The sequence below is a fragment of the Escherichia sp. E2748 genome (assembly GCF_005781125.1).
Taxonomy (GTDB): Bacteria; Pseudomonadota; Gammaproteobacteria; order Enterobacterales; family Enterobacteriaceae; genus Escherichia.
The window spans coordinates 739,716-751,866 of sequence record NZ_VATP01000001.1 but is presented as its reverse complement, the minus strand read 5'-3'; the positions used below and the strand labels follow the sequence as shown (position 1 = coordinate 751,866).

11 protein-coding genes are annotated in these 12,151 nt (G+C 52.4%); 6 read left to right on the top strand and 5 right to left on the bottom strand.

Translation table 11 applies throughout. The features are described 5' to 3' along the window. Positions 1–62 precede the first annotated feature (62 nt). Complete coding sequence (gene ynjE / locus FEK42_RS03600) at positions 63–1,370, top strand: thiosulfate sulfurtransferase YnjE (RefSeq protein ID WP_135492698.1); 1,308 nt, start codon at positions 63–65, stop codon at positions 1,368–1,370. Between the two features lie 8 nt (positions 1,371–1,378). Here ynjE and FEK42_RS03595 read toward each other — a convergent pair whose 3' ends face one another. Then, on the bottom strand, positions 1,379–1,999 hold the full coding sequence (locus FEK42_RS03595; protein WP_130208343.1) for a CDP-alcohol phosphatidyltransferase family protein: 621 nt from the start codon (positions 1,997–1,999) through the stop codon (positions 1,379–1,381). An 87-nt stretch (positions 2,000–2,086) separates the two neighbouring features. Here FEK42_RS03595 and FEK42_RS03590 point away from each other — a divergent pair, with 87 nt between their 5' ends. Beyond that, positions 2,087–2,494, top strand: coding sequence for a pyrimidine (deoxy)nucleoside triphosphate diphosphatase (locus FEK42_RS03590; RefSeq protein ID WP_135492699.1), 408 nt, complete (start codon positions 2,087–2,089; stop codon positions 2,492–2,494). Here the strand turns inward: FEK42_RS03590 and FEK42_RS03585 are convergent. Beyond that, on the bottom strand, positions 2,460–2,732 hold the full coding sequence (locus FEK42_RS03585; RefSeq protein ID WP_130208347.1) for a YnjH family protein: 273 nt from the start codon (positions 2,730–2,732) through the stop codon (positions 2,460–2,462). The two genes, FEK42_RS03590 and FEK42_RS03585, sit on opposite strands and share 35 nt — an antisense overlap. A 296-nt stretch (positions 2,733–3,028) precedes the next feature. Here FEK42_RS03585 and gdhA point away from each other — a divergent pair, with 296 nt between their 5' ends. Further along, positions 3,029–4,372, top strand: a complete 1,344-nt coding sequence (gene gdhA / locus FEK42_RS03580) for an NADP-specific glutamate dehydrogenase (protein ID WP_130259869.1) — start codon at positions 3,029–3,031, stop codon at positions 4,370–4,372. A 102-nt stretch (positions 4,373–4,474) separates the two neighbouring features. Here the strand turns inward: gdhA and topB are convergent, their stop codons facing one another. The 3 genes from topB to FEK42_RS03565 all read right to left on the bottom strand — a co-directional run bounded on the left by topB (position 4,475) and on the right by FEK42_RS03565 (position 8,152). Beyond that, positions 4,475–6,436 (bottom strand): DNA topoisomerase III, encoded by a 1,962-nt coding sequence (topB, locus tag FEK42_RS03575; protein WP_130259870.1) that lies wholly within the window; start codon positions 6,434–6,436, stop codon positions 4,475–4,477. Between the two features lie 4 nt (positions 6,437–6,440). Then, a complete protein-coding gene (selD, locus tag FEK42_RS03570) occupies positions 6,441–7,484 on the bottom strand; it encodes a selenide, water dikinase SelD (protein WP_001295485.1) in 1,044 nt (347 codons plus the stop codon). Positions 7,485–7,600: 116 nt separating this feature from the next. Continuing rightward, the gene (locus FEK42_RS03565) at positions 7,601–8,152 is read right to left on the bottom strand and encodes an NAD(P)H nitroreductase (protein ID WP_130218825.1); all 552 of its coding nucleotides are present in this window, start codon (positions 8,150–8,152) and stop codon (positions 7,601–7,603) included. Positions 8,153–8,313: 161 nt separating this feature from the next. Here FEK42_RS03565 and sppA point away from each other — a divergent pair, with 161 nt between their 5' ends. The 3 genes from sppA to ansA all read left to right on the top strand — a co-directional run bounded on the left by sppA (position 8,314) and on the right by ansA (position 12,144). Further along, positions 8,314–10,170 carry a signal peptide peptidase SppA gene (gene sppA, locus FEK42_RS03560; protein ID WP_130208356.1) on the top strand — a complete coding sequence of 619 codons (1,857 nt, stop codon included), beginning with the start codon at positions 8,314–8,316 and terminating at the stop codon, positions 10,168–10,170. A 115-nt stretch (positions 10,171–10,285) separates the two neighbouring features. Next, positions 10,286–10,996 carry an SIMPL domain-containing protein gene (locus tag FEK42_RS03555; protein WP_130218821.1) on the top strand — a complete coding sequence of 237 codons (711 nt, stop codon included), beginning with the start codon at positions 10,286–10,288 and terminating at the stop codon, positions 10,994–10,996. A gap of 131 nt (positions 10,997–11,127) precedes the next feature. Then, positions 11,128–12,144, top strand: coding sequence for an asparaginase (ansA, locus tag FEK42_RS03550; RefSeq protein WP_130208360.1), 1,017 nt, complete (start codon positions 11,128–11,130; stop codon positions 12,142–12,144). Positions 12,145–12,151: the final 7 nt, after the last annotated feature.

Genomic DNA, 12,151 nt, shown 5'->3' with positions numbered 1-12,151 from the left:
AAGTTTTTCCCGATGTGTCAGTTCAGAATGGCGCACTCAAAACTACAATGTCGGGATTTTCGATGAAACGTGTTTCTCAAATGACCGCGCTGGCAATGGCTTTAGGGCTGGCTTGCGCTTCTTCGTGGGCCGCTGAACTTACGAAGCCTCTTACACTTGACCAGCTTCAACAACAAAATGGCAAAGCGATTGATACTCGCCCCAGCGCGTTTTATAACGGCTGGCCACAAACCCTAAATGGCCCTTCCGGTCATGAACCTGCCGCCTTAAACCTTTCTGCAAGCTGGCTCGACAAAATGAGCACTGAGCAGCTCAACGAGTGGATCAAGCTACATAACCTGAAAACGGATGCCCCGGTGGCGCTGTACGGTAATGACAAAGATGTCGATGCCGTCAAAACGCGACTACAAAAAGCAGGCTTTACGCATATCTCTATCTTGAGTGATGCACTAAGCGAACCTTCCCGACTGCAAAAACTGCCTCACTTTGAACAGCTGGTATATCCGCAGTGGCTGCATGACCTGCAACAAGGTAAAGAAGTTACGGCGAAACCTGCGGGTGACTGGAAAGTGATCGAAGCGGCCTGGGGCGCACCTAAGCTTTACCTTATCAGCCATATTCCCGGCGCTGACTACATCGATACCAACGAAGTGGAAAGCGAACCACTGTGGAATAAAGTCTCTGACGAACAGCTTAAAGCAATGCTGGCGAAGCACGGCATTCGTCATGACACCACGGTCATTCTGTACGGGCGTGATGTTTACGCCGCAGCGCGCGTGGCGCAAATTATGCTCTACGCTGGCGTGAAAGATGTCCGCCTTCTGGACGGCGGTTGGCAAACCTGGTCCGACGCAGGTCTGCCCGTTGAGCGCGGTACGCCACCGAAAGTGAAAGCGGAACCAGACTTCGGCGTGAAGATCCCTGCGCAACCACAACTGATGCTTGATATGGAGCAGGCTCGCGGGCTGCTGCATCGCCGGGATGCATCGCTGGTGAGCATTCGTTCGTGGCCAGAATTTATCGGTACGACCAGCGGTTACAGCTACATTAAACCAAAAGGTGAAATAGCCGGGGCACGTTGGGGACACGCAGGCAGCGACTCGACCCATATGGAAGATTTCCATAACCCGGATGGCACCATGCGCAGCGCCGATGATATTGCCGCTATGTGGAAAGCGTGGAATATCAAACCAGATCAGCAAGTTTCATTCTACTGCGGCACCGGCTGGCGCGCGTCTGAAACCTTTATGTACGCACGCGCCATGGGCTGGAATAACGTCTCCGTTTATGACGGTGGCTGGTACGAATGGAGCAGCGATCCAAAAAATCCGGTAGCAACCGGTGAACGCGGCCCGGACAGTAGCCAATAACACGGCAATTACTGACGCTGAAGCGACTTCAGCGTCAGATATCCACTCCAAATCCGCGTAAATGTTGTCATCCAACAAAGCGCGCCAAATATCCATGCAAACCACGGGAAATATTCCGGAAAGAGACAACTTAAAACAAACAGCAAAATCGTCTCGCTGCCTTCTGTTAACCCGCCCAGATAGTAAAACGATTTGTGCGCATAACCGGGATTATCAATCTGATGTTTCGCCGCCAGTGCAGCAAATGCGAGAAAACTGCTGCCCGTGCCGATAAACGCAAACAGCAGCCAGCCGCCCGCCAGCGCATTTTGTTCCGGTGCGGCGAGAATAAACCCGAACGGTACCAGCGCGTAAAAAAGAAAATCCAACGAAATATCGAGAAAGCCCCCCGCGTCGGTTAACCCTCTGCGCCGCGCCAGCGCACCGTCCAGACCATCAAGCAACCTGTTCAGTAAAATGGCAATCAGCGCCGCCAAATACCAGTCCAGTGCCAGAAACGGCAGTGCCAGCACGCCGATGGCAAATCCCACTAACGTTAAACCATCAGGTGTAATGCCAGGTTTATCCAGAACCCGCACGCACTGATGCAACAAAGGCTTAATTCGGGGATGAAGATGGCGGTCTAACACGGGTACTCCTTAAGAAATAAAACCCTTCAGCTCGGGCAACACTGCGGATATTATGGCATTTTTCCTGTATTCGACCGTGTGTAATTTATGGAAATGATTGATGTTGTTGCCGCTATCATCGAACGGGATGGCAAAATTTTAATCGCGCAACGCCCTGCGCATAGCGATCAAGCGGGATTATGGGAATTTGCTGGTGGTAAAGTCGAACCAGGAGAAAGCCAGCCGCAGGCGCTGATACGCGAGCTGCGTGAAGAGCTCGGTATCGATGCTATCATCGGGAAATATGTAGCCAGCCACCAGCGGGAAGTTTCAGGGCGTATTATCAATCTTCATGCCTGGCACGTACCCGACTTCCACGGGACGTTACAGGCACATGAGCATCAGGCTTTGGTCTGGTGCTCACCTGAAGAAGCGATGCAATATCCGCTGGCCCCTGCTGACATCCCACTATTAAATGCTTTTATGGCTTTACGCGCCGCCAGACCAGCGGATTAGTGCTAATAGTTTTATCATCCCGCTGGCATTGCAGCAGTATTCCCTCTGCTTTAATCACTGCCCCTTCGGAATAGTTTTGATCCTGATAAACGCAGCACTGGTTACAGGGCTGCGCCGACTGCCCACCAGAACTAAACACTTCCGGCGGCACATTTACCTGCACATCCGGACGATAATGCTGATTAGCCAGCGCAAAAAACGGGAATACCAACGCTACAGCGAGCAATGCTCGATTCACAGGAAACTCCTTATATTTCGTTGTCTCTGCTACTGATAACGGTAACCTGGCGGGAAAACTTTAGCGTCTGGTTGCCGGATGCGGCGTGAATGCCTTATCCACCAAATGTCCCCATTTTGGTAGGCCGAAGAAGATGTATCCGACATTAGGCGGCGTTTATAAATTCCTCACATTATTAATTTGCTTTCCGGTGCCATTTTTTACTTGCTTACCGTCACATTCTTGATGGTATAGTCGAAAACTGCAAAACAAACAACATACGCACAATCGTCTTAATATATAAGGGTTTTATATCTATGGATCAGACATATTCTCTGGAGTCATTCCTCAACCATGTACAAAAGCGCGACCCGAATCAAACCGAGTTCGCGCAGGCCGTTCGTGAAGTAATGACTACTCTCTGGCCTTTTCTTGAACAAAATCCCCAATATCGCCAGATGTCATTACTGGAGCGCCTGGTTGAACCGGAGCGCGTGATCCAGTTTCGCGTGGTATGGGTTGACGATCGCAACCAGGTGCAGGTCAACCGAGCATGGCGCGTCCAGTTCAGCTCCGCCATCGGTCCGTACAAAGGCGGTATGCGTTTCCACCCGTCAGTTAACCTCTCCATTCTTAAATTCCTTGGCTTCGAGCAAACCTTCAAAAATGCCCTGACTACCCTGCCGATGGGCGGTGGTAAAGGCGGCAGCGATTTCGACCCGAAAGGGAAAAGCGAAGGCGAAGTGATGCGTTTCTGCCAGGCACTGATGACCGAACTGTATCGCCACCTGGGCGCGGATACCGACGTTCCGGCAGGTGATATCGGCGTTGGTGGTCGTGAAGTCGGCTTTATGGCGGGGATGATGAAAAAGCTCTCCAACAATACCGCCTGCGTCTTCACCGGTAAGGGCCTTTCTTTTGGCGGCAGTCTGATTCGCCCGGAAGCCACCGGTTACGGTCTGGTTTATTTCACAGAAGCGATGCTGAAACGCCACGGTATGGGTTTTGAAGGAATGCGCGTTTCCGTTTCTGGCTCCGGCAACGTCGCCCAGTACGCTATCGAAAAAGCGATGGAATTTGGCGCTCGCGTGGTCACGGCATCAGACTCCAGCGGCACAGTGGTTGATGAAAGCGGATTCACAAAAGAGAAACTGGCGCGTCTTATCGAAATCAAAGCCAGCCGCGATGGTCGCGTTGCCGATTACGCCAAAGAATTTGGCCTGGTCTATCTCGAAGGCCAACAGCCGTGGTCCGTACCGGTTGATATCGCCCTGCCTTGCGCCACCCAGAACGAACTGGACGTAGATGCCGCGCATCAGCTTATCGCCAATGGCGTTAAAGCCGTGGCGGAAGGGGCAAATATGCCAACCACCATCGAAGCGACTGAACTGTTCCAGCAGGCAGGCGTACTGTTTGCTCCGGGTAAAGCGGCTAATGCTGGCGGTGTAGCAACATCGGGCCTGGAAATGGCGCAAAACGCTGCGCGTCTGGGCTGGAAAGCCGAGAAAGTCGACGCCCGTTTGCATCACATTATGCTGGATATCCACCATGCCTGTGTTGAGCATGGTGGTGAAGGTGAGCAAACCAACTACGTACAGGGCGCGAACATTGCCGGTTTTGTGAAGGTTGCCGATGCAATGCTGGCGCAGGGTGTGATTTAAATCATTAGCGCCGCATCAGGCATCTGCCGGATGCGGCGTGAACGCCTTATCCGGCCTACGAAAGGTGCTGTATCAGTGAGTTGGGATTCAGGCATCCGACCTTTATGTTATCACTCCACTGCCCGCTTCTTCTGATGGCGGACTTTTTTTCGCACTACGTTTACGCGGAGCAGCCTTTTTCTTATCAGCACTGCCACCACTGCCCGGAGCCACTATGCCGCGAAACTGCCGCACCGGCGTACGTTTGGCTTGATCAATTAGCTGATATAGCGTCCCCACCAGCGGCTGCATAAAGTCCTGGTAGCGACACTGCTTTTCGCTGATTTGCGTCAGCACCGATTCCCAGTGTGCGGTCATGTCCGGTCGCGTAGCCATTTCTGGCAGCGAATGGAATAACGCTTTTCCGGCGTCGGTGGAGTGGATATAGCGCCCTTTTTTGCTCAGGAAACCACGCTTGAACAACAGTTCAATAATCCCGGCACGCGTTGCTTCTGTCCCCAGACCATCGGTCGCACGAAGGATCTTTTTCAGATCTTTGTCCTGCACAAAGCGCGCGATCCCGGTCATCGCCGAAAGCAGTGTTGCATCGGTAAAATGGCGTGGAGGCTGCGTTTGCCGCTCTACCACTTCACCTTTTTCACACAGCAACTCATCGCCTTTCGCGACTACAGGCAGTGGTGTGCCGTCGTTTTCTTCATCGCGCTCTTTGCTGCCTAACAGCGTGCGCCAGCCTGCTTCGGCAAGAAAACGGGCTTTAGCGACAAATTTGCCTTTGGCTATTTCCAGTTCGATAACACACTTGCGGAACACCGCATCCGGGCAGAACTGCATCAGGTATTGACGAGCAATCAGGTTATAGACCTTCGATTCGTTCTCCGTCAGGTTGATGGCAGAACTACGCGCGGTCGGGATAATGGCGTGGTGAGCATCGACCTTTTTGTCATCCCAGCAGCGGTTGCGTAAATTCGGGTCAACCACCGGCTGCGGCAATAGTCCCGGCGCATGAACGCTGATGGCATTCATCACCGCGTGGCGTCCGGCAAAATGTTCTTCTGGCAAATAACGACAATCGGAACGCGGATAAGTGATTAGCTTGTGCGTTTCGTATAGCTTCTGGCAGATATCAAGCACGTTCTGCGCACTCAGACCAAAGCGTTTTGCCGCTTCAATCTGCAACGCCGAAAGCGAAAACGGCAGCGGCGCGGATTCTGATTCCCGTTTATCGTTATAGCTGGTGACAATAGCCGGTTGACCACTGATGCGGTTAACCACATGCTCCGCCAGCGGTCGATGCAATAAGCGCCCTTCTTCATCCTGGTACGGCTCGCACGCTTCACTCGGCTGCCAGATGGCGGTAAATCGTTCATCGGCAGGCGTCACGATGTGCGCTTTGACTTCAAAGAAATCTTTTGCCACGAAGTTTTCTATTTCTTCATCGCGCCGCACCACCAGCCCAAGAACGGGAGTCTGTACGCGCCCAACGGAAAGCACACCCTGATAGCCAGCATTGCGACCGAGAATGGTATACGCGCGGGTCATATTGATACCGTATAGCCAATCGGCACGCGCTCGCGCCAGTGCAGAAACGCATAGCGGTACAAACTCGCTATTGGAGCGAAGACGATCGATCGCCCGCTCAACCGCCTGCGGATTCAGGTCGTTGATCAAGCAACGCTGAACTTGCTGGCGCTTTTCCGGTGCCAGTTGCAGGTAGTCCAGCACTTCATCCACCAGCAATTGCCCTTCACGATCCGGGTCACCGGCATGAACAATTTCACTGGCTTCATGCAGAAAGCGTTTAATGACGTTAAGTTGTTTGGTTACGGAGGGGCGCGGTTGCAGTTGCCACTTTTCCGGGACAATCGGCAAATCCGCCAGATTCCAGCGCGCATAGCGGCTGTCGTAGACGTCTGGCTGCGCCTGCTCAAGCAGGTGACCGATACACCAGGTCACCACCTGACCATTGCCGCACTCGATAAAGCCATCGCCTTTACGGTGCGGTTTGGGCAGGACATCAGCAATAGCGCGTGCCAGACTCGGTTTTTCGGCTATAAACAACCGCATTGAATTAACGGATCTCAACCATGGCACGACCGCCACGCGCAGGCACCAGCTCGCCAATCGCCGTCAGTTCAATGCCAAACTCGGCTGCGGTAGCTTTGACTTCATTTTCAGCTTCCGGCATAACCGCCAGCAGCAGACCACCAGAAGTTTGCGGATCGCACAACAGATCGCGTACTTCACGCGGCATTTCGCCCATCAAATGTCCGTAGCTGGCAAAGTTGCGTTCGGTGCCACCCGGCACAGCGCCCAGTTTAATGTACTCTTCCACGCCCGGCAGTTTCGGGATCGCTTCATAGTCGACGCGAGCCTGCACGCCTGCCCCCTGGCACATTTCGCTCAAATGGCCCAGCAGACCAAAACCGGTGACGTCGGTCATCGCTTTTACGCCTTCAATGTTGGCAAATGACGCACCTGCGATATTCATCCGGCACATCACTTCCGTCGCCAGTCCCTGATGTTCCGGTTTCAGCAGTGATTTTTTCTCAGCCGTGGTAAGAACGCCAATCCCCAGAGGTTTTGTCAGGAACAGTTTACATCCGGCTTGTGCGGTGCTGTTTTTCTTCACTCGCTCGGTCGGTACGATCCCCGTAACCGCCAGACCAAAAATCGGCTCCGGCGCATCGATGGAGTGACCGCCAGCCAGCGCAATACCCGCCTGACGACATGCATAGCGTCCACCTTCAGTCACTTCGCGGGCAATTTCCGGGGAAAGTTTATTAATCGGCCAGCCAAGGATCGCAATGGCCATAATCGGTTTGCCGCCCATCGCGAAGATATCGCTGATGGCGTTAGTCGCCGCAATGCGGCCAAAATCGAAAGGATTATCAACGATCGGCATAAAGAAATCGGTGGTGCTGATGACACTGGTGCCATTACCAAGATCGTATACTGCCGCATCGTCGCGGGTTTCGTTACCCACGAGCAAATTCGGATCAACAAACTTCGCCTGCTCGCTGTGCAGAATGGTTTCCAACACTTTTGGGGAAATTTTACAGCCGCAACCTGCTCCGTGGCTGTATTGGGTCAAACGAATCGAGTTCTCGCTCATGGACATCTCCTGTCAATGCAATCCGGGTATGGTAACCTTCATTCCGTGAAGTGATAAGTGAGAGTGTCTGAATTCCTGCGCCTTTGCTCATAATCCAGACAGTTTTGCGAAAATTATCAAAAATAAGTCACAAACGGCGTCGGATCCGGAACGTTAATCGACGTTGACGCTTTCAATTGCGGCGTGCCGAGATAGAGAAAGCCGACAATTTTATCCTGCTCCCGACAACCGAACGCCTCGCGCACCACCGGACTTTCGGTTAACCCGCCACTACGCCAGATGCCGCCAAAGCCCTGGGCAACCGCCGCCATTTGCATCGCCATAACCGCGCAACCCGCAGACATCTCCTGCTCCCAACGCGGGACTTTATGATTTTCTTCACATTTCGCCACCACGGTGATGATGAGCGGCGCACGGAACGGGGCATTACGGGCTTTGTCGATAGCTTTATCATCACTACCCGCAGCAATTGCACCCTGTTGCAGCACGGTACTGAAACGTTCGCGGCCTTCCCCTTCAATCACAAAAAAATGCCACGGTTGCATGGACTTATGGTCCGGTGCACGCATTCCGGCACGCAGGATATTTTGCAGTTGTTCGCCAGTCGGAGCAGGTTCAGCCAGACGTGAGGCGCTTCGGCGGTTGATCAATAGTTCGAGTGCATCCATTTGATTAACTCCTGTCATGATGTTTATTCACAAAATTAACACGAGAGTGGATTTTGTTACAGCACAGTCCGCGATTCCTGCTGACAAGTGCCGGTTGGGTCATTACGATAACCACATCTATTGCACCTGCAACAGGTGTGACCTTTAGTCTGGGAGAATACATGCGAACCCTTTGGCGATTTATTGCCGGATTTTTTAAATGGACGTGGCGTCTGCTCAATTTTGTCCGTGAAATGGTACTTAACCTGTTCTTTATTTTCCTCGTGCTGGTTGGCGTGGGGATCTGGATGCAGGTCAGTAGTAGCGATACCAAAGAAACCGCCGGTCGTGGCGCATTACTGCTCGATATTTCAGGCGTGATCGTCGATAAGCCCGACAGTTCGCAGCGGTTTAGTAAGTTAAGCCGCCAGCTGCTTGGCGCCAGTTCCGATCGTCTGCAGGAAAATTCGCTGTTTGATATCGTGAACACGATTCGCCAGGCTAAAGATGACCGGAATATCACCGGTATCGTGATGGATCTGAAAAACTTTGCGGGCGGCGATCAACCTTCCATGCAATATATTGGTAAGGCTCTGAAAGAGTTTCGTGACAGCGGTAAACCGGTTTATGCCATTGGTGAGAACTACAGCCAGGGGCAATATTATCTCGCCAGTTTCGCCAATAAAATTTGGCTGTCCCCGCAAGGCGTGGTTGATCTGCACGGTTTTGCCACCAACGGTCTGTACTACAAATCGTTGCTGGATAAGCTGAAAGTTTCCACCCATGTGTTCCGCGTGGGTACGTATAAATCTGCCGTTGAACCGTTTATTCGTGATGATATGTCCCCGGCGGCTCGCGAAGCCGATAGCCGTTGGATTGGCGAACTGTGGCAAAACTATCTCAACACCGTTGCCGCTAACCGCCAGATCTCTGCCCAGCAGGTATTCCCTGGGGCGCAAGGGCTACTTGCTGGCTTAACCGAAACGGGCGGCGATACTGCGAAGTACGCGCTGGACAACAAACTGGTCGACGCGCTGGCAACGAATGCCGAAATTGAAAAAGCCCTGACCAAAGAGTTTGGCTGGAGCAAGGCTGATAAAAATTATCGCGCCATCAGTTATTACGATTACGCACTGAAAACTCCGGCAGATACCGGCGACAGCATCGGTGTCGTCTTCGCTAATGGCGCGATTATGGATGGCGAAGAAACTCAGGGGAATGTTGGCGGCGATACGACTGCGGCACAAATCCGTGACGCTCGCCTTGATCCGAAAGTGAAAGCGATCGTTCTGCGCGTAAACAGCCCTGGCGGAAGCGTAACGGCTTCTGAAGTGATTCGCTCTGAACTGGCAGCTGCCAGAGCCGCTGGCAAGCCTGTGGTTGTGTCAATGGGCGGTATGGCAGCATCCGGTGGTTACTGGATCTCCACGCCGGCCAATTACATTGTGGCTAACCCGAGCACCCTGACCGGTTCTATCGGGATCTTCGGCGTGATCACCACTGTAGAAAACAGCCTTGATTCGATTGGTGTACATACCGATGGCGTGTCTACATCACCCTTGGCAGATGTTTCCATCACTAAATCACTGCCGCCAGAAGTGCAGCAGATGATGCAATTGAGCATTGAGAACGGCTATAAACGCTTTATCACGCTGGTTGCTGATTCGCGTAATTCGACGCCAGAGCAGATTGATAAAATCGCCCAGGGCCATGTCTGGACCGGTCAGGATGCAAAAGCGAATGGGCTGGTCGATAGTCTCGGTGATTTCGATGATGCAGTTGCCAAAGCGGCTGAACTGGCAAAACTGAAACAATGGCATCTGGAATATTACGTCGATGAACCGACCTTCTTCGACAAGGTGATGGACAACATGTCAGGTTCAGTACGGACAATGCTGCCAGATACGCTCCAGGCCATGCTGCCTGCGCCGCTGGCCTCGGTCGCTTCAACCGTTAAAAGCGAAAGCGACAAGCTGGCGGCCTTTAACGATCCGCAAAACCGTTACGCGTTTTGCCTGACCTGCGCCAACGTGCGTTAATTTCTGCAAATATGTGGCCGATATGCTGTCGGCCACACTCCTGAACCGGACTGTCTTTCACTCCCTCTCTCCACTACATTCCCTTGCTCATTTAGCATCTGTCATGGAGTCATCAGTGAATAAGGCACCCTCTTTAATTGCCGCTATTGTCCTCGGACTGGGAATCAGCGCCTGTGGTTATTTTGTTGGCGATGGTGTTAAACATCTAAAAACCAACAACCGTTATGTGAACGTGCGGGGGCTTTCAGAAAAAGAAGTTCGCGCAGATACGGCTGAATTAACAATTGCTATCAACTTTAAGGGTAATGTTCCTGGCGAACTGTTCCCGAAACTTGAAGATGCGCAGAAAAAGATTGTTGCCGAATTCCACGCTCAGGGGATTAACGACAAAGAGATCAACGTGGGTCAATGGACAAGTAAGCGAACGGATGCCTTTTACCTCAAAGATGATCCGACGATGCCACGCTATAACGCTGACGGGTCTGTTACGATAAAAACGCATAACGTTGCTGCCGTCGAAAAAATCGTCGCTAAATTAAACGACCTGCAAATCGCCACAGATGGCGCGATCGCTGATAGCAAAATCGCCTACCGCTTTAATGGTATTGGCGCAGTTCGCGCGGAGATGATTGCTGCCGCAACGAAAGACGCACGTAACGCAGCATTACAGTTTGCGACGGATTCAGGTAGTCAGGTGGGGTCCATTAGCGATGCGTCACAAGGCGTGTTCCAGATTTTCGCCAGTGGCAGTGACGAAGATGATCCCTCGGCGATTAACAAAACGGTGCGTGTAGTCACGACCGTAACCTATGCGTTGCAGGATTAACCATTTTTCTCCGGCGGAACGCTAATCCCTCTGTTCCGCCGGGCTTTTCTCATATCCACAGAGTATCCAGGTGCGCTTGCTGCCCCTCACGTATATACTTTTGCTCTTTCGGTATCATTCATATCAATATCATGCAAAAGAAATCAATTTACGTTGCCTACACGGGCGGGACCATCGGGATGCAGCGTTCCGAGCAGGGATATATTCCGGTGTCGGGCCATCTACAACGCCAGCTGGCGCTGATGCCAGAGTTCCATCGCCCGGAGATGCCGGATTTCACCATTCATGAATACACGCCGCTGATGGATTCTTCTGATATGACGCCAGAGGACTGGCAGCATATTGCTGAAGATATTAAAGCGCACTATGACGAGTACGATGGTTTTGTCATTCTGCACGGCACCGACACGATGGCGTATACCGCCTCTGCGCTGTCGTTCATGCTGGAGAACCTCGGAAAACCGGTTATTGTGACAGGGTCACAAATCCCATTAGCCGAGTTACGCTCTGACGGACAAATCAATTTGCTTAATGCGTTGTACGTTGCGGCGAACTATCCCATCAACGAAGTCACACTCTTTTTTAATAATCGCCTGTATCGCGGCAACCGCACCACCAAAGCCCATGCCGATGGTTTTGATGCCTTCGCGTCACCAAACCTTCCACCGTTACTGGAAGCGGGTATTCATATTCGCCGTTTAAATACACCGCCCGCCCCACACGGCACTGGTGAGCTGATCGTTCATCCGATTACACCACAGCCGATCGGCGTAGTGACGATTTATCCAGGGATTTCTGCCGACGTCGTACGTAACTTCCTGCGTCAACCGGTTAAGGCGTTGATTCTGCGCTCTTATGGCGTGGGTAATGCGCCGCAAAACAAAGCATTCCTGCAAGAATTACAAGAAGCCAGCGATCGCGGAATTGTGGTGGTTAACCTGACACAATGCATGTCCGGTAAAGTCAATATGGGCGGTTATGCCACCGGTAACGCCCTCGCCCATGCCGGTGTTATTGGCGGTGCGGATATGACCGTAGAAGCCACGCTAACCAAACTGCACTACCTGCTCAGCCAGGGACTGGATACCGAAACCATTCGCAAGGCCATGAGCCAAAACCTGCGCGGCGAACTGACGCCGGATGATTAAGGAGACT

Bases quoted from the DNA above. Each gene is read 5' to 3' on its own strand.
- sppA (WP_130208356.1), top strand. From the start codon at position 8,314: ATGCGAACCCTTTGGCGATTTATTGCCGGATTTTTTAAATGGACGTGG.
- gdhA (WP_130259869.1), top strand. From the start codon at position 3,029: ATGGATCAGACATATTCTCTGGAGTCATTCCTCAACCATGTACAAAAG.
- ynjE (WP_135492698.1), top strand. From the start codon at position 63: ATGAAACGTGTTTCTCAAATGACCGCGCTGGCAATGGCTTTAGGGCTG.
- selD (WP_001295485.1), bottom strand. From the start codon at position 7,484: ATGAGCGAGAACTCGATTCGTTTGACCCAATACAGCCACGGAGCAGGT.
- FEK42_RS03590 (WP_135492699.1), top strand. From the start codon at position 2,087: ATGGAAATGATTGATGTTGTTGCCGCTATCATCGAACGGGATGGCAAA.
- FEK42_RS03565 (WP_130218825.1), bottom strand. From the start codon at position 8,152: ATGGATGCACTCGAACTATTGATCAACCGCCGAAGCGCCTCACGTCTG.
- ansA (WP_130208360.1), top strand. From the start codon at position 11,128: ATGCAAAAGAAATCAATTTACGTTGCCTACACGGGCGGGACCATCGGG.
- topB (WP_130259870.1), bottom strand. From the start codon at position 6,436: ATGCGGTTGTTTATAGCCGAAAAACCGAGTCTGGCACGCGCTATTGCT.